General features: G+C 61.7%; 10 protein-coding genes. 8 read left to right on the top strand and 2 right to left on the bottom strand.

Annotation, left to right across the window (positions count from 1 at the left end):
- The first annotated feature begins 10 nt into the window (after positions 1–10).
- The gene (locus ACLFKU_RS37830) at positions 11–1,309 is read left to right on the top strand and encodes an MFS transporter (RefSeq protein WP_410852583.1); all 1,299 of its coding nucleotides are present in this window, start codon (positions 11–13) and stop codon (positions 1,307–1,309) included.
- A 64-nt stretch (positions 1,310–1,373) separates the two neighbouring features.
- Positions 1,374–2,288 carry a LysR family transcriptional regulator gene (locus ACLFKU_RS37825; protein WP_410852593.1) on the top strand — a complete coding sequence of 305 codons (915 nt, stop codon included), beginning with the start codon at positions 1,374–1,376 and terminating at the stop codon, positions 2,286–2,288.
- A gap of 28 nt (positions 2,289–2,316) precedes the next feature.
- On the opposite strand, the gene ACLFKU_RS37820 is transcribed toward ACLFKU_RS37825, so the two are convergent.
- Positions 2,317–3,603, bottom strand: a complete 1,287-nt coding sequence (locus tag ACLFKU_RS37820; protein WP_410852582.1) for a diguanylate cyclase — start codon at positions 3,601–3,603, stop codon at positions 2,317–2,319.
- A gap of 476 nt (positions 3,604–4,079) precedes the next feature.
- Between ACLFKU_RS37820 and ACLFKU_RS37815 the strand changes: the two genes are divergently transcribed.
- The 6 genes from ACLFKU_RS37815 to ACLFKU_RS37790 all read left to right on the top strand — a co-directional run bounded on the left by ACLFKU_RS37815 (position 4,080) and on the right by ACLFKU_RS37790 (position 12,545).
- Positions 4,080–5,462: an MFS transporter gene (locus ACLFKU_RS37815; RefSeq protein WP_410852581.1), complete on the top strand. Its 1,383-nt coding sequence runs from the start codon at positions 4,080–4,082 to the stop codon at positions 5,460–5,462.
- Positions 5,463–5,576: 114 nt separating this feature from the next.
- Positions 5,577–6,488: a LysR family transcriptional regulator gene (locus ACLFKU_RS37810; protein ID WP_410852580.1), complete on the top strand. Its 912-nt coding sequence runs from the start codon at positions 5,577–5,579 to the stop codon at positions 6,486–6,488.
- Between the two features lie 180 nt (positions 6,489–6,668).
- Positions 6,669–8,168, top strand: a complete 1,500-nt coding sequence (locus ACLFKU_RS37805; RefSeq protein WP_410852579.1) for an aldehyde dehydrogenase family protein — start codon at positions 6,669–6,671, stop codon at positions 8,166–8,168.
- Between the two features lie 112 nt (positions 8,169–8,280).
- Positions 8,281–9,453 carry an NAD(P)/FAD-dependent oxidoreductase gene (locus tag ACLFKU_RS37800; RefSeq protein WP_410852578.1) on the top strand — a complete coding sequence of 391 codons (1,173 nt, stop codon included), beginning with the start codon at positions 8,281–8,283 and terminating at the stop codon, positions 9,451–9,453.
- Between the two features lie 155 nt (positions 9,454–9,608).
- Positions 9,609–10,817 carry a PLP-dependent aminotransferase family protein gene (locus ACLFKU_RS37795; RefSeq protein WP_410852592.1) on the top strand — a complete coding sequence of 403 codons (1,209 nt, stop codon included), beginning with the start codon at positions 9,609–9,611 and terminating at the stop codon, positions 10,815–10,817.
- A gap of 624 nt (positions 10,818–11,441) precedes the next feature.
- Positions 11,442–12,545, top strand: coding sequence for a YjgN family protein (locus ACLFKU_RS37790; protein ID WP_410852577.1), 1,104 nt, complete (start codon positions 11,442–11,444; stop codon positions 12,543–12,545).
- Positions 12,546–12,877: 332 nt separating this feature from the next.
- On the opposite strand, the gene rpoD is transcribed toward ACLFKU_RS37790, so the two are convergent.
- Complete coding sequence (gene rpoD, locus ACLFKU_RS37785; protein WP_368587436.1) at positions 12,878–14,875, bottom strand: RNA polymerase sigma factor RpoD; 1,998 nt, start codon at positions 14,873–14,875, stop codon at positions 12,878–12,880.
- Positions 14,876–15,414: the final 539 nt, after the last annotated feature.

The following is a 15,414-nucleotide window of genomic DNA, read 5'->3' as shown; positions in this document are numbered from 1 at the left end:
GGAAGACCTCATGCGCTTTCGTTGGAGACATCGCTATCTCGTGCTGCTGATTCTGTTCGCGATCTATCTGCTCTGTTACATGGACAGAATGATCATGGCAGCAGCTATTCCATTTATTGCGTCCGAGTTTCATCTGTCGGCGATGGAAATGGGAGGAATCCTGAGTGCGTTCTTCTTCAGCTACGCGCTATGTCAGATTCCGGCCGGCCTGCTTGCAGACAGATTCGGCCCGCGGTTGATGACCACGATCGGCATCACGTGGTGGACGATTTTCACCGCGCTTACCGGACTGTGTAATTCGCTCGGATTGATGCTGGTGGTGCGGGTCGCATTCGGCGTCGGCGAGGCGCTGTTTCCTCCGGCCGCGTTCAAGGCACTGTCGGCATGGTTCCCGAAGCGCGAATTGGGCAGGGCGACCGGGCTGATGATGACCACGAATGCGCTGGGACCCGCTCTGGCTCCGCTGTTCGTGGCGGCCGTGATGGCCGCATGGGGATGGCGCGCGATTTTCACGAGTCTGTTCATCCCCGGTATCGCGATGGCGATATTCGGCTGGCTCTATATCAGAAACAGCCCGAAGGATAGCAAGCACGTTTCGAATATCGAATTAGAGGAAATCGGCACCAGCGAAAAGGCTCAGTCTGGCTCCGCCGGCAAAGCGGATTTCGCTGGACTGGTGAAAACGCCGCTGGTCTGGTGGTGCTTTGTCACCTTGTTCGTATTCAGCATCGCCTCGTGGGGCATCATGAGCTGGTTCCCGACGTATCTGCTGAAAGCGCGCGGCCTTTCGACGGCCAAAATGGGCATCATGGCGTCGGTGCCATTTCTGGTCGGTACGATTGCCTATTGCATCACGGGCTTTCTCTCCGACAAGTTCTTCCGCAATCGTCGCGAACTGCTTGTCGTCCTCGGCTGCGTCGTGGCCGCCATCTTTGCCTATCTGACTGCCCATGCGGAGACCACTGAAACCGCGGTGTTCTATCAGACGATCGGCTATTTCTTCTCGACCATGGCCGGCTGTTCGTTGTACACGATCCCGAACGTCGCGCTACCGAACAAGGTCGTCGGATCGGCAATCGGCTTTGTCAATGCAGCGGGTCAGCTGGCAGGATTTCTTTCCCCGCTGATCGTCGGTTACATCCTGACCACGACGAAGAACGACTTCAATGTCGTGTTCCATCTTTTCGTCGGCTGCTTCTTGCTGGCTTCGGTTTCTGCATGGTTCATCAATACGAGGACGGATCGCAGCGACACCGTCATTCGGTCCGACGGTAGAAACGTGGCCGCGCAGAACCAGACAGCCGGCTAAATGGCGCGACGGGGCTTGGACCGGCGATAATGCCGGCTCATCACCTGTTTTGATTCGCGCGACCATGAAATCGAGGATCGAAAATTTTTCGAGCGGCATTAGCGTATTTGCGGCGGTAGTGGACGCCGGTACGTTCGCCGCTGCGTCGGAAGTGATTGGAATGTCGCCGCCCGGTGTGAGCCGGGCGATTGCAAGGCTGGAAAAAAGATTGAAGATCCGGCTCTTCAACCGGACCACACGTTCCATATCCCTGACGGACGAGGGCCGCCGCTTTTACGAGCAGGTCATGCCGCACCTCGCAGGGCTGGAGGAAGCCGCCGTGGCCGCGGCTGGCGGAGCATCGGCGGTGCGAGGAAAGTTGCGGGTCAACCTCGATCCGGTGTGTTACCGGGCGATACTCGGGCAACGCCTCGACCAGTTCATGGACGCGCATCCTGAACTCGAAATCGAGTTCATTGCGCGCGACCATCTCGGCGATCTGGTTCTCGAGGGCTTTGATCTCGCGTTGCGGTTCGGTGAGCCGAGGATATCTTCCCTCGTCGCACGCAAGCTGCTCGAGACGGCCGTGGTCACGGTCGCCGCTCCGTCGTACATCGCGCGACGTGGGCGTCCGGCAAAGCCGGAAGATCTCGAAGGCCCAGGTCACCGATGCCTGGAATTTCGTAATCCGGAGACGGGCAAGCCGTTCCCCTGGGAATTCCATCGCAAACGCAAGCACACTGTAATTGCACCGCGCGGGCGATTGACGGTGAACGATCCTGGCGCGCTACTGAATGCGTGCCTTGCTGGCTCCGGTATCGCGCAGATGCTCCTTTTCGGTGCCGAGCAACTGATTGCCGAAGGGCGGCTGATCAATCTCTTTTCCGATTGGCCTGACGAGCGCTATCCCCTGTACGCCTGCTACCCGTCACGCCATCACATTCCGGCGAAGACGCGTGCCTTTCTGGACTTCGTCGTCGAATTGGCAAACGCTCACTAGCGAGCGGCCGCTACTCAAACGGCCTGCGTTAACCAACCTCTACGCGGTTCCTCCCTCTGTCCTTGGCGCGATACAGCGCCAGGTCCGCGCGCTTGACGATGGCGCCGACGTCATCCTCACCAGGCAGGCGCTCGGTCACGCCGATGCTGACCGTAAATGGAATCGGCTTGCCGAGCCGCCACGGATGTTCGAAGTTCTGCTGCTCGATCGTCTGGCGCAAGTCTTCTGCCACGCCCGTCGCCTGTTCGATATCGAGGCCCGGCAGCGCGGCGACGAACTCCTCGCCGCCCCAGCGGGCAAACACGCCGATGCGCCAATCGGCGTTCATGACGACCTTGGCCATCACGCGCAGCACTTCGTCGCCAATGTCGTGTCCGTAACTGTCGTTGATCTTCTTGAAGTAATCGATATCGAGGAGAAAGATCGAAAGCTTGCGGTCCGACCCCAGCAGGTTCTCGACCGTGTCCGCGAATTCCCTGCGGTTGGGCAGGCCGGTCAGCTCGTCGGTCACGGCCTGCTTCTGCAGCAGGTCCATCAATTGAACACGATCGGCGATGTCGCGAATCACGGCGGTGAATTCGATCAGGCCGCCCACGTTGATCTTCGAAATCGCGATTTCGACGGGCAGCAGCGAGCCGTCTCGATGCAGGCCATAGACGCGATTGCGCTCGTCCATTTGCCGCGAGCGCACCGGCGAGCGGGCGAACTGATGGACGTACTGGGAGTGATTGGCGCGATAGCGCTCGGGCAGCAGTTCCGTGATGGGGTGCCCCACCATCTCGTCGGCCGAATAGCCGAAAAGGTTTTCCGCAGCGCGATTGAACAGAGTGATGCAGTGCTGCTGGTCGATCGTAATGATCGCGTCATAGGCGGCATCCACCACCGAGCGGAAACGCGACGTGCTGACTTCGAGCTCGTGTGTCAACTCCATCTTTGCGGTGATCTCGAGACCCGTCACCATGATTTCGATCACCGAGTTCGCGCCTCTGTTGTGCCGCAGCGGTTTCAACGACAGGCGCCACCAGTGGGTTCCGTCTCTCAGGTCATAAGCCTGCTCGAGTTCGCGGGCGACGCCGGATTCAAAGCATTCGCTGAGCTTCTGACGGAATTCGGTTCGTGCGTAATTGGAAATCAGCGTGTCGAATGACGCGGGGAACGATTTGATGCTGTTGCGCTTGCCGCCCGTCATTTGCATGAATTGGTCGTTGCAGGCGGAAACAAACAGCTGCCCCCTCTCATCGCGTCCGATGATCGGGACGCTTGCGGCGATTTCGTCGACGATCGTCCGCATCGTGCAGGACCAGTCATCAACCATTCTGCCTCCGAGAATTTACCTGAATGCCCCGCATATTCTCCTGAACCGCATGCACGTCTACATGCAAATCATTCGGTGCGACGGGCTCCGAAGCTCGATATCGAGCCGCTTTGCAAATGGGTGCGGCCGGCCAACATCCGGGGGCAGTACACCGACAGAGTAGGCCGTAGTCCGATTTTTGGGAAGAATTTATTCCTGGAAATGAAGTACCAGACTCTGATGCACTGAAGCCTTTCAGGTATGCAAATCGCTTCTTCTTCATCCCTTAATCAAACCGGAACACTCACCTCCAAAAAACCCAATTCCCACTCCACGTCGCCTGTCGCACTCTTGAAGCCAACGGCCCGCGCGATCCAACTACGGCCGTTCAGCGCTCTGCGCCGAGCCGCCGCATCCAACGAAGGCAGCCTCGCAGAACTGCTCCGCGCACGCGAGCCTCTCGCCCGTGCACCGCCTAAAAAGACAGGAGACACAATTTGCCAGCCCCCATCAACTCCGGCGCACGCCTCGACCGCCTGCCGATCAGCCGCTTTCACTGGAACATCCTCGGCCTGATCGGCGCAGGCGCTTTCCTCGACGCCTTCGACATCTATCTCGCCAACGGCGCGCTCGCGGCGATGGTCAAAACCGGCTTCACCGATCTGCGCCTCGGCTCCTTCTTCATCTCCGCGACCTTCATGGGCATGATGATCGGCGCGGGCCTGTCGGGCTATCTCGGCGACCGCTTCGGCCGACGCTATTCGTATCAGGCCAATCTCGCGATCTTCGGCCTCGCATCGCTCGCCGCCTGCTTCGCGCCGGACATCTACTGGCTGATCCTGCTGCGCTTCATTATGGGCATCGGCCTAGGCGCCGAACTCGTGGTCGCCGCCGGCACGCTGTGCGAATTCGTGCCACCCGCCACGCGCGGCCGCTGGACCGCGTTGCTCGCGCTGATCATCAACTCCGGTCTGCTCGGCGCGACCGCGGTCGGCTATTGGGTGATTCCGCATCTCGGCTGGCGCTACATGTTCGCGATCGCGGGTGTCGGCGCGATGATCGTGTGGTTTCTGCGGCATCGGATGCCGGAGTCGCCGCGCTGGCTCGAAACTGTTGGCCGGCTCGAAGAGGCGGAGGCCACCGTCGCGGCGATCGAGCGCCAGGTCGAGGCGCGCGTCGGCAAGCTGCCGCCGGTCGCGCGCGTGGTCAGTCACGAGGTGCCGGCCGCGCCGTTCTCGGCGCTGTTCGCGCGCGGCATGATCGGCCGCACGCTGGTCGCCGCGCTGACCTGCATGGCGATCAACATGTCGCTGTACGGTTTCGTCGCGTGGCTGCCGACGTTCTTCGTCAAGGAAGGCCTGACCATCGTGCAGTCGCTCGGCTTCGTGCTGCTGATGTCGTTCGGCGCGCCGGCCGGCGCGGTGGTCGGTTATCTCGTGACGGACCGCCTCGGGCGGCGCAACGGCATCGTGCTGTTCTCGCTGGCAACGATCGTGCTCGGCTTCGTCTACGTGCAAATGCGTGCGCCGGTGCCGATCGCGGTCGTCGGCTTTGCGCTTGTCACGACGATCTACACGGTCTGCACGCTCGGCCTGTTTGGCTATATCCCCGAGCTGTTTCCGACCGCGCATCGCTTGCGCGGCACCGGCGTGGCCGGCACGTGCGGCCGCGCGGCGTCGATGTCGACACCGTATGTCGCACTGCTGCTCTACACGCAGTTCGGCGTGACGGGTGTGCTGACGATGGTCGGTGGCGTGCTGTTGCTGCTGAGCATCGCGATTCTCGCGCTGCGCATCGAAACGAGCCAGCAGACGCTCGAAGAGATCTCGCCCGAGGCCGAGCTGATACCGCAAGCGGAGATGATGCAAGAGTCGGCGTAGGCCGTACGCGCATGAAGGGGGGCCGTCGATTCGGATCTTTCCCCGGCTAAATTTTCACCACACCTGGTTAAGATGAAAGTCTGTCCTGCTCATGCTTCGCTAGCAGCTTTCATCATGCACTTCGATTTCGTCGATTTACGCCTGCTCATGCACATCGCCGACACGCGCAACCTCGCGCGTGCGGCGGAGCGTTCGCACCTGTCGGCGCCGGCCGCCAGCAACCGGGTCAAGAATCTCGAGGAGCAGCTCGGCATCAAGCTGCTCTATCGAACCAGCCAAGGCGTGACGCCGACACCCGCGGGCGAGTCCTTCGTGCATCACGCGCGGCTCGTGCTCGAACGCGTCGAGCATCTGGCCGGCGATATGCAGGAGTACGGCGATGGCATCAAGGGCCACGTGCGCATCTGGGCCAACACGACCGCGATCAGCGAGTTCCTGCCGGCCGTGCTGAGCCGTTTTCTGCGCGATCACCCGGACGTGAACATCGATCTGCGCGAGGTGCTGAGCGGCGAGATCGTCAAGGGCGTCGCCGACAGTGCGACCGATATCGGCATCGTCGCGGGCAATGTGCATGCCGAGCATCTGCAGATGCTGCCGTATCGCGACGATCGGCTCGTGCTCGTGACGTCGTGCGAGCATCCGTTCGCGAGGCAGGCGTCGGTCGATTTCTCGCAGGTGCTGAACGCGAACTTCGTCAGCCTGCCGACGTCGAGCGCAATCCACGCGTTCATCACGAGCGCCGCCGATGCGCTCGGCGCGCGTCTCAAGCTTCGCATCCAGGTCGGCAACTTCGAGGCCGCGTGCCGGATGATCGAGGCGGGCGTCGGAATCGGCATCGTGCCGGAATCGGTCGCGCTGCGCCACAGGAAGACGATGCAGATCGCGATCGTCGGCCTGAACGATCCGTGGGCCGAGCGTAAGCTGAAGATCTGCGTGCGCAGTCTGCAGGACTTGCCGCCGTTCGCGCGTGTGCTGGTCGATCGGTTGATGGCGGCGGCGGAAGGGGACGGCGCGACCGATGCTTGACGCTCGACGCGCGGGCTTGGCACATCCGCCTGAGTCCCGACTGAAGTTTCCTTCAGGAAACAATGCCGCCTTTTGTCAACCGGTGTTTCACTCTCCGGGCATCTCCTTGCCGCCACACAAAGCCGCGTGTATAGTTTCCGAACTTACTCTTGTTTCGCATCGGAAATTAAAGGGGTTCACATGGACGCGTCCACCATCCTCGCCGATCTCGGCATTGCCCACGCCGCGCGAGCCGGCGATATCGCGGTTCATTCGCCAATCACCGGCGAGCTCATCGGCCGTGTGGCCAGCCAGACGGCGGCTGAGGTCGACGCTGCGCTCGCCCGGGCCAAAGACGCGTTCGCCGTATGGCGCAACGTGCCGGCCCCGCGCCGCGGCGAGCTGGTGCGGCTGCTCGGCAATCGGCTACGCGAACAGAAGCACGCGCTCGGCAGCCTCGTTTCGCTGGAGACCGGCAAGATCCTGCAGGAAGGCATGGGCGAAGTGCAGGAAATGATCGACATCTGCGATTTCGCGGTCGGTCTGTCGCGCCAGTTGTACGGCTTGACGATCGCGTCCGAGCGCCCGGGTCACCGGATGGCGGAGTCGTGGCATCCGCTCGGCACCTGCGTCGTGATCTCCGCGTTTAACTTCCCGGTGGCGGTGTGGTCGTGGAATGCGGCGCTCGCGCTGGTGTGCGGCAACGCGGTGATCTGGAAGCCGTCGGAAAAGACGCCGCTGTCGGCGCTCGCGGTGAACAAGATTCTCGAAGATGCGCTGAAGGAATTCGGCGATGCGCCGGCTGGCCTCGCGGCGTTGATCATCGGCGGCCGCGACGTCGGCGAAAAGCTCGTGGCCGATCCGCGCGCGTCGATCGTCAGCGCGACGGGCAGCACGGAAATGGGCCGCAAAGTCGGCGTCGAAGTGGCTAAGCGCTTCGGCCGCTCGCTGCTCGAACTCGGCGGCAACAATGCGGGCATCGTCGCGCAGACGGCAGACCATGAACTCGCGATGCGCGGCATCCTGTTCTCGGCGGTCGGCACGGCCGGTCAGCGCTGCACGACGCTGCGGCGTCTGTTCGTGCACGACAGCGTGTACGAAAAGACCGTCGAGCGTCTGAAGCAGTTGTATAGCCGCGTGCCGATCGGCAATCCGCTCGAAAAGGGCACGCTGATGGGGCCGCTGATCGACCGTCAATCGTTCGATCGCATGCAGGAAGCGCTGCAGCAGGCGAAGGCCGAGGGCGGTAAGGTGTTCGGCGGCGAGCGCGTCGAAGTGAAGGGTTATGAGGGCGGCTACTACGTGCGTCCGGCCATCGTCGAGATGCCGTCGCAGACGCCGGTCGTGCTGAAGGAAACCTTCGCGCCGATTCTGTACGTGCTTCGCTATGCCGATTTCGCCGATGCGGTCGAGGCGAACAATGCCGCGCATCATGGTCTGTCGTCGTGCGTGTTCACGAGCGACCTGCGCGAAGCGGAGCGCTTCCTGTCCGCGTCGGGCAGCGACTGCGGCATCGCCAACGTCAACATCGGACCGAGCGGCGCGGAGATCGGCGGCGCGTTTGGCGGCGAGAAGGAAACGGGCGGCGGGCGCGAGTCCGGTTCGGATGCGTGGAAGGCGTATATGCGTCGCGCGACCAATACCGTGAACTACTCGTCGGCGCTGCCGCTGGCGCAGGGTATCGACTTCAATCTCGACTGACGCGCGCATGCGTGACGTCGCCGTCAGGCGCGCCACAGCCGCGCGTTGCAGATAGCAATCCGTTTGCGCCGCCCGGCGTTCCGGAGCGGCCACGTTACTCGTGGGGTAAGACGTGAGTTCGAAAGTCGTGATCGTCGGCGGTGGGGTAATCGGCAGTTCGATTGCGTATTTCTTGCGGCTGTCCGATCCGACGGTCGGCGTCACAGTGATCGAACGCGATCCGAGCTATGCGCGTTCGTCGTCGGCCTTGTCGGCGGCGTCGATCCGGCAGCAATTTTCTACGCCGCTTTCCATTCAGATGTCGCTGTTCGGCATCGAGTTTCTGCGTTCGATCGGCGAGCGGCTCGAAGTCGACGGAACGCGGCCGTCGATCGCTCTGCACGAAGGCGGCTACCTGTTCCTCGCGACATCGGCCGGTGAAGCGACACTGCGCGAGAATCACGCGCTGCAAAAAAGCCTCGGCGCGGACATCAGCCTGCTCGACACGCACGGCTTGCAAACGCGCTTCCCGTGGCTCAATACCGACGATCTTGTTGCCGGCGCTTTTGGCGAAAGCGGCGAGGGCTGGTTCGACGGCTACGGTCTCGTGCAGGCGCTGCGCAAGAAAGCGCAGGCGCTCGGCGCGCGGTATGTTGCGGCCGACGTCACCGCGCTGCATCGCGACGGCAGCCGCGTCACGCAGGTACGAACCGCGGACGGCGAGACCTATGCTTGCGACGTCGTCGTCAACGCGGCCGGCGCGTGGTCGCGCAAAGTCGCGCAAATGATCGGCATCGACCTGCCCGTCTATGCGCGGCGGCGCAGTATCTTCAATGTCACGTCGCCGGCGAGGCTCGAACGCTGTCCGCTGCTGATCGATCCGAGCGGCGTGTACTTCCGGCCGGAAGGCAATTCGTATATCTGCGGCACGTCGCCATCGGCCGATAACGACCCGGACGATCTACCGCTCGACGAAGTCGATCACGCGCTATTCGACGACGTGATCTGGCCGACGCTCGCGAATCGCGTGCCGCAATTCGAGGCGCTGCGCGTGCAGAACTGCTGGTCCGGCTATTACGAATACAACGTGCTCGATCAGAACGCGATCATTGGCCATCATCCGGATGTCGATAACTGCATCTTCGCGAACGGCTTCAGCGGCCACGGTTTGCAGCAAGGCCCGGCAACCGGACGCGGCATCAGCGAATTGATTCTGCATGGCCGCTATACGACGCTCGACCTCGGCTCACTGAGCTTCGCGCGCGTGCTTGAAAACCGGCCGATCATCGAGAAGAACGTGGTGTAGCCAGCGCCTTGTATGGCCCGATGGGGGGTCATGCGGAAAACGCAATAACTAGTGCATAGATATCGTTTGCCGCAGATCCCGCCGATGGCCACAATCGACGCCGATCGTCTTCGACATCCGAATCGATACCACACGAAAGGCAGGCGGCCGTCATGATGTTCTCGTTCAATCCCGTATTCGAAGCACCGAGCGGCTCGCCGATCCGCGAGCTGTTCAAATACCTCGCGCAGCCCGGCATGATCTCGTTTGCCGGCGGCTATCCGGCGAGCGATCTGTTCGACCGTGAAGGACTCGATGCCGCGGCCGCGCGCGCCTCGCATCAGCCGACGCTGTGTCTGCAATACGGCCCGACCGATGGCATCGCTATCCTCAAGGAACAGCTCGCGCAACTGATGGCACGGCGCGGCGCGCCCTGCACGCCAACAGAGCTGCTGGTGACGACCGGTTCGCAACAAGGCTTCGATCTGCTGCTGCGGGTGATGGTGGTGCCCGGCGACGTCGTGCTCGTCGAGCAGCCCGCGTATCCGGCCACGTTGCAGGCGCTGAAGCTGCAACAGGCCGACGTCGCCACGGTACCCGTGGATCAGCACGGACTCGACGTCGCGAAGCTCGCCGCAGTGCTCGAATCGGGCACGCTGCGTCGCGCTCCCAAGCTGCTGTACACGGTGCCGACCTTCGCGAATCCGACTGGCGCGACGTTGTCGCTCGAACGTCGAATCGCATTGTTGAAACTGGCGGTGCGTCATCGGTTCGTGATAGTCGAAGACGATCCGTACGGTGATCTGCGTTTTGGCGGCACGGCCGTGCCTTCGCTTTTCGCGTTGAGCGAGCAGGTGCCCGGTTCGCGCGACTGGGTCGTGCATTTTTCGAGTCTGTCGAAAATCGTCGCGCCGGGTTTGCGGGTCGGCTGGATGGTCGCGCACGGGGAGATCGTGCGGCGCTGCGTGGTCGCCAAGCAGACGGTCGATCTGTGCAGCGCGCCGTGGACCCAGGTGATCGCCGCCGAGTACCTCGCGAGCGGCGCGTTGGAGCGTCATCTGCCGCGCATCATCGATGCGTATGCGGTGAAATGCCGCGCGCTATGCGATGCGCTCGATACTCATCTCGCACAGCACATCGCGTTTCATCGTCCGGCCGGCGGCATGTTCGTGTGGGCGCGTCTTAATGCGGCGCGCGATGCATCCGACTATCTGCGCATGTGCATTGAACAGAACGTGATGTTCGTGCCGGGCGTCGCGTTCTACAAGGACTCGGTCGATAGGGCGGCGCTGCGTCTGTCGTTTGCCGCGCCGGGTGTGGATGAGATTGAAACCGGCGTGCATCGAATGAAGCGCGCGCTCGAGCTGTACTTCGAGGGGCAATAAAACCCGCAATGCATCAATACAATCCGCGCAATGCGGAAATTACCCGGCTAGCATCTAATGTGCAGCCGGGTTTTTTTATTCCAATGCCAAAAATTGTGGCGATTTAGCAGAATTCACCGCATTCCTTATTAATTGTGAAATTGCGTTGAGTGCGAATACGCAATCGTTTTCGTCCGCGTAAGCCGCTTCCTCAGGTCGGCCGTGGCAAGCTTCGGCCACGTCCGGAGGATTACCACGGCGGGCGGTGCGCACTCGCGAGCGGACCGTCAAATGATCGCCGCAATGAAATCTTTATTGCGTGCGGTAATTCGAAATTATGCGAATTGAATATATTCGCGCGTTGCCAAATTTCGTAATGAAAATGGCCGATTTATATGCGAAATGCCATTTATAAAGATAAGAAACCGTGTAATTATGTGTTTGCCGGTCGGTTTCCGTTTTGCGTGATTCCCTGCGTGTCTGAGAGACAGGTTTTGCATGGGCTCGCGCCACGCGAGCCGACCTTCGCACGGGAAAGCACCGTCGCCCGTCGCGTTCGCCCACGCATGCCGCATATGAGTGCCGCACGAGCATGCGTGAGCGGGCCACAAAAACGTTAAATGAAGAAGAAAAGAGGGCAACGCAATGAATTCACTCGACGAGAAGCGGCCGCTGTTGATCTACGACGGCACGCTCGGCGACCTCTACGGCATCTTTTTCAGAAGCCTTTTGCTGCAAATCGTGACGCTCGGCATTTACCGCTTCTGGGCGACCACGAACAACCGCCGCTATGTCTGGTCGCACATGCGGTTTCAGGACGAGCGCTTCGAGTACACCGGCACCGCGGGCGAGCTATTCAAGGGCTTTCTGGTCGCGATCGTGGTCGTGTTGGGCGCGACGTTCGCGGCTGGGGCGCTGAGTGTGGTCTTGCGCATGCTGACGAAAAGCGGGGCGCTCGGTTCGCTGCCTGTCATCGCGTTTTATCTGCTGATCGTCGTGTTCGCGGCGGCCGCGTTTTTCAGCGCGCAGCGCTACCGGCTGAGCCGCACGCAGTGGTGCGGTGTTCGCGGCGGCATGACCGGCTCGGCGCTTGGCTACGGAGTGCACGCGCTGCTGTATGCGCTGTTGTGCGTTGTCACGCTTGGCCAGATGATGCCGTGGACGTCGATGCGTCTGACGGAGCGCCGCATCAACGCGAGCAGCTTCGGTAGCCTGGCGTTTCGCTTCAAGGGGCGCGCGGGGGTCGTCTACGGTCTGTTCCTCGTTACGTTCGTCGGCGTGGTCGTTCTTTTTGCGGTGCTGTTCATGGTGTTTCTGAAGGGCGCGCTCGCATCGATGCATGTCGGCCACGTGTCGGGGGCGGGTGTGGCGCCCTGGCGGGCCGCGCTCGGATCGCTGTTTTTGTTTTATGCACTGTTCTCGATCGGCACGATGCTGATCCGCGGCTTCTATGTCGCCGCGCTGACGCGTCATGTGATGGGCAATACGTCGCTCGGCTCGCAATTGCATTTCGGCAGCAACGTCAGCGTCGCGCGTCTGCTCGGCTTGCAGTGCGGCAACCTCGCGATCATCGTGTTCACGCTGGGCTGCGGTGCGCCGATCGTACTGCATCGGCTGATGCGCTTTGCCGCCGACACGCTGCAGGTTTCCGGCTATCTCGATCCGCACATGCTGGGGCAAAGCACCGTGGCTGCGCCGCTGACCGGCGAGGGCATGCTGAACCTGCTGGATCATGGTGGCGCCTTTTGAGTTCGGATTCGCGTTGAGTGCGCAAACCTGGACGGCGGTTCGCACGGTGTGCGGTCACCGATAGGACACGCGACTCATCGAAGGCGTGAGAGCGAAACGCAGTACGCTCAATGACTTAGCGTAGTCATGCTCAGCTTGTCCACAAGCTTGTTCCCAAAATCTGTGGACAACAGGGGAGACGCGAAGCGGAGAACTCGCGCGCGTAAGGCTACCGGGAAGGTACAGCACAAAAACAAACAGCGGGACTCACCGTCAACCGGTTCATCCCGCTGCTTGTGTGTGACGATGTGCGTGGCTTGCCGTGCGGCGCGCACGGCAAGCGTGGCAAACGCTTATCGGTCGAGGAACGACTTCAGACGGTCCGCGCGGCTCGGATGCATGAGCTTGCGCATCGCCTTGCTCTCGATCTGACGGATCCGCTCGCGCGTCACGTCGAACTGCTTGCCCACTTCTTCGAGCGTGTGATCCGACTTCGTGTTGATGCCGTAGCGCATGCGCAGCACCTTCGCTTCGCGCGGCGACAGCGAGTCGAGCGCGTCGTCGATTGCAGCACGCAGGTCGGCCTGCATCGCGGCATCCGCCGGCGACGACACGGCTGCGTCTTCGATCATGTCGCCGAGCGTCGCATCGCCGTCGTCGCCGACCGGCGTTTCGAGCGATACCGGTTGCTTCGCGATCTTCAGAATCCCGCGCACCTTCTCTTCCGACAACTCCATGCGTTCCGCGAGCACCGCCGGATGCGCTTCCTGGCCGGTCTGCTGCAGGATCTCGCGCGAAATGCGGTTCAGCTTGTTGATCGTTTCGATCATGTGCACCGGCACGCGGATCGTGCGGGCCTGATCGGCGAGCGAACGCGTGACGGCCTGACGGACCCACCACGTCGCATACGTCGAAAACTTCCAGCCACGACGGTATTCGAACTTGTCCACTGCCTTCATTAGACCGATGTTGCCTTCCTGGATCAGATCGAGGAACAGCATGCCGCGGTTCACGTACTTCTTCGCGATCGAGATCACGAGACGCAGGTTCGCCTCGATCATCTCGCTCTTGGCCTTGCGCATCTTCGATTCGGCCGCGACCATCTTGCGGTTGATCTCTTTCAGATGCTTGAGCGGCAGCGACACTGTCGCTTCGATGTCGATCAGCTTCTGCTGTTCGGACTGGATTGCCGGCAGATGACGCTCGAGCGCCGCGCCGTACGTCGAAGCGCCGGTGCGCGCGGCACGCTCGGTCCAGCCGAGGTCGGCCTCGTTACCCGCGAACGTCTCGATGAACTTCTCGCGCGGCATGCCGGCCTTCGAGACGACGATCTGCAAAATGTTGCGCTCGATCGCGCGCACTTGCGCGACCTGGTGCTGCACGTCGCCGCACAGACGGTCGATCGTGCGTGCGGTGAAGCGGATCTTCGCGAGGTGCTGCTGAATGTCTTCGCGCGCGCGCAGATAGGCCTTCGAGGTGACGTCGCCGCGCGTGTGCGACGCGTTCATCTGGTCGAACAGTATGCCAACCTGGGCGAAGATTTCGAGGCAGTCGCTCGTGAGCTGCTTCAGGCGAGCTTCGTCCGCCGCCGACGAATCGGCCGGGCCGTCGTCGTCTTCTTCTTCGTCGTCGCTGTCTTCGTCGGCAACGCTGTCTTCGTCGGCATCCGCATCGGCGCTCTCGACTTCTTCCGCGGCGCCGGTCTCTTCATTCAGACCGTCGACGAGTTCGTCGATGCGCAGCTCGCCGTCGGCAACCTGCTGCGCGCTCGCGAGGATTGCGGAGATCGCGAGCGGGCATGCGGCGATCGCCTGGACCATTTCGTGCAGGCCGTCTTCGATGCGCTTCGCGATCGCGATTTCGCCTGCGCGGGTGAGTAGCTCTGTCGCGCCCATTTCGCGCATGTACATACGCACGGGGTCGGTGGTGCGGCCGAATTCGGAGTCGACGGTCGACAGCGCGACTTCGGTTTCCTCGTCCGCCTGGTCGTCCGACACCACCGCGGGGGAGTTCGAGTTGAGTAGCAGCGTTTCTGCGTCCGGCGCCTGCTCGTACACTTGCACGCCCATGTCGCTGAACGCGCTGACGATGCTGTCGATCGCGGCGGTTGCGGTGAAGTTGTCGGGCAGGTGGTCGTTGATCTGCGCGTGGGTCAGATAGCCTTGCTCTTTACCCAGCTGAATCAGTGCGCGCATCAGGCGCTGGCGTTCTTCGGCTTGTTGCGGCGGCAGCTCGGCTGCCACAGGGATCGCTTTGCTGGCGCCCTTGCCTTTGGCCGCACGGCCGGACGGAACTTTGGCAGTGAAGGCGGCGGTTTCGTGTTGCGAATCTTCGCGATCAAAAGGGTTCACGTAATTTCCTCTAGAGGCTTCGCTATGAGACGCAAGACGCTACCGTCAGGCGTTTCGAGCAGGGCTCAGCATCACCTGATGTGACTCAACGCGGTTGTTGGGCTGTGCTCTGGGGAGCAAAAAAGATGAGCCCGCTCGAAGCGGGCCGATGGACATGCGAAATTTTGCGCGGCTCGCATTATATACGAGCTTGGGAGTTCGCGCTCATGGGTGCACATCAAATCATCGTCGCTGTTGTCGCATGCATGCGTGAGACTGCGCGGGTGCGGAGTCCGTGTGCATGCGCGGGACACGACCTAGATAGGGGCGCGTTGATCCTTGCACAAGGGGGCTTGTCGTTTTCTTATCTATGGGGCCGCATCCTCGTGTGCTGTCCCCAAAAGAAATTCGCAGAAGGGGCTTGACGTGTTGCCGACCGCTCTCCATAATCTCGTTTCTCTGCTGCAGACGCAGCGACGCAAACGAAGCGGTGCCGGGTAGTGGTGGTTCAGGCGCGGCGGGTTGGGCGGATCGATCTTTAAAAACTAACAGCCGATAAG

Origin of the sequence: Paraburkholderia sp. EG304, from assembly GCF_046543485.1 — a bacterium.
GTDB lineage: Bacteria > Pseudomonadota > Gammaproteobacteria > Burkholderiales > Burkholderiaceae > Paraburkholderia > Paraburkholderia youngii.
Note: the sequence above shows the minus strand (reverse complement) of the source record. Positions and strands in the feature narration are given on the sequence as shown.

What these genes read in the sequence shown, in the direction of transcription:
- ACLFKU_RS37830 (WP_410852583.1), top strand. Translation starts at nt 11, where the DNA reads ATGCGCTTTCGTTGGAGACATCGCTATCTCGTGCTGCTGATTCTGTTC.
- ACLFKU_RS37825 (WP_410852593.1), top strand. Translation starts at nt 1,374, where the DNA reads ATGAAATCGAGGATCGAAAATTTTTCGAGCGGCATTAGCGTATTTGCG.
- ACLFKU_RS37820 (WP_410852582.1), bottom strand. Translation starts at nt 3,603, where the DNA reads ATGGTTGATGACTGGTCCTGCACGATGCGGACGATCGTCGACGAAATC.
- ACLFKU_RS37810 (WP_410852580.1), top strand. Translation starts at nt 5,577, where the DNA reads ATGCACTTCGATTTCGTCGATTTACGCCTGCTCATGCACATCGCCGAC.
- ACLFKU_RS37805 (WP_410852579.1), top strand. Translation starts at nt 6,669, where the DNA reads ATGGACGCGTCCACCATCCTCGCCGATCTCGGCATTGCCCACGCCGCG.
- ACLFKU_RS37795 (WP_410852592.1), top strand. Translation starts at nt 9,609, where the DNA reads ATGTTCTCGTTCAATCCCGTATTCGAAGCACCGAGCGGCTCGCCGATC.
- ACLFKU_RS37790 (WP_410852577.1), top strand. Translation starts at nt 11,442, where the DNA reads ATGAATTCACTCGACGAGAAGCGGCCGCTGTTGATCTACGACGGCACG.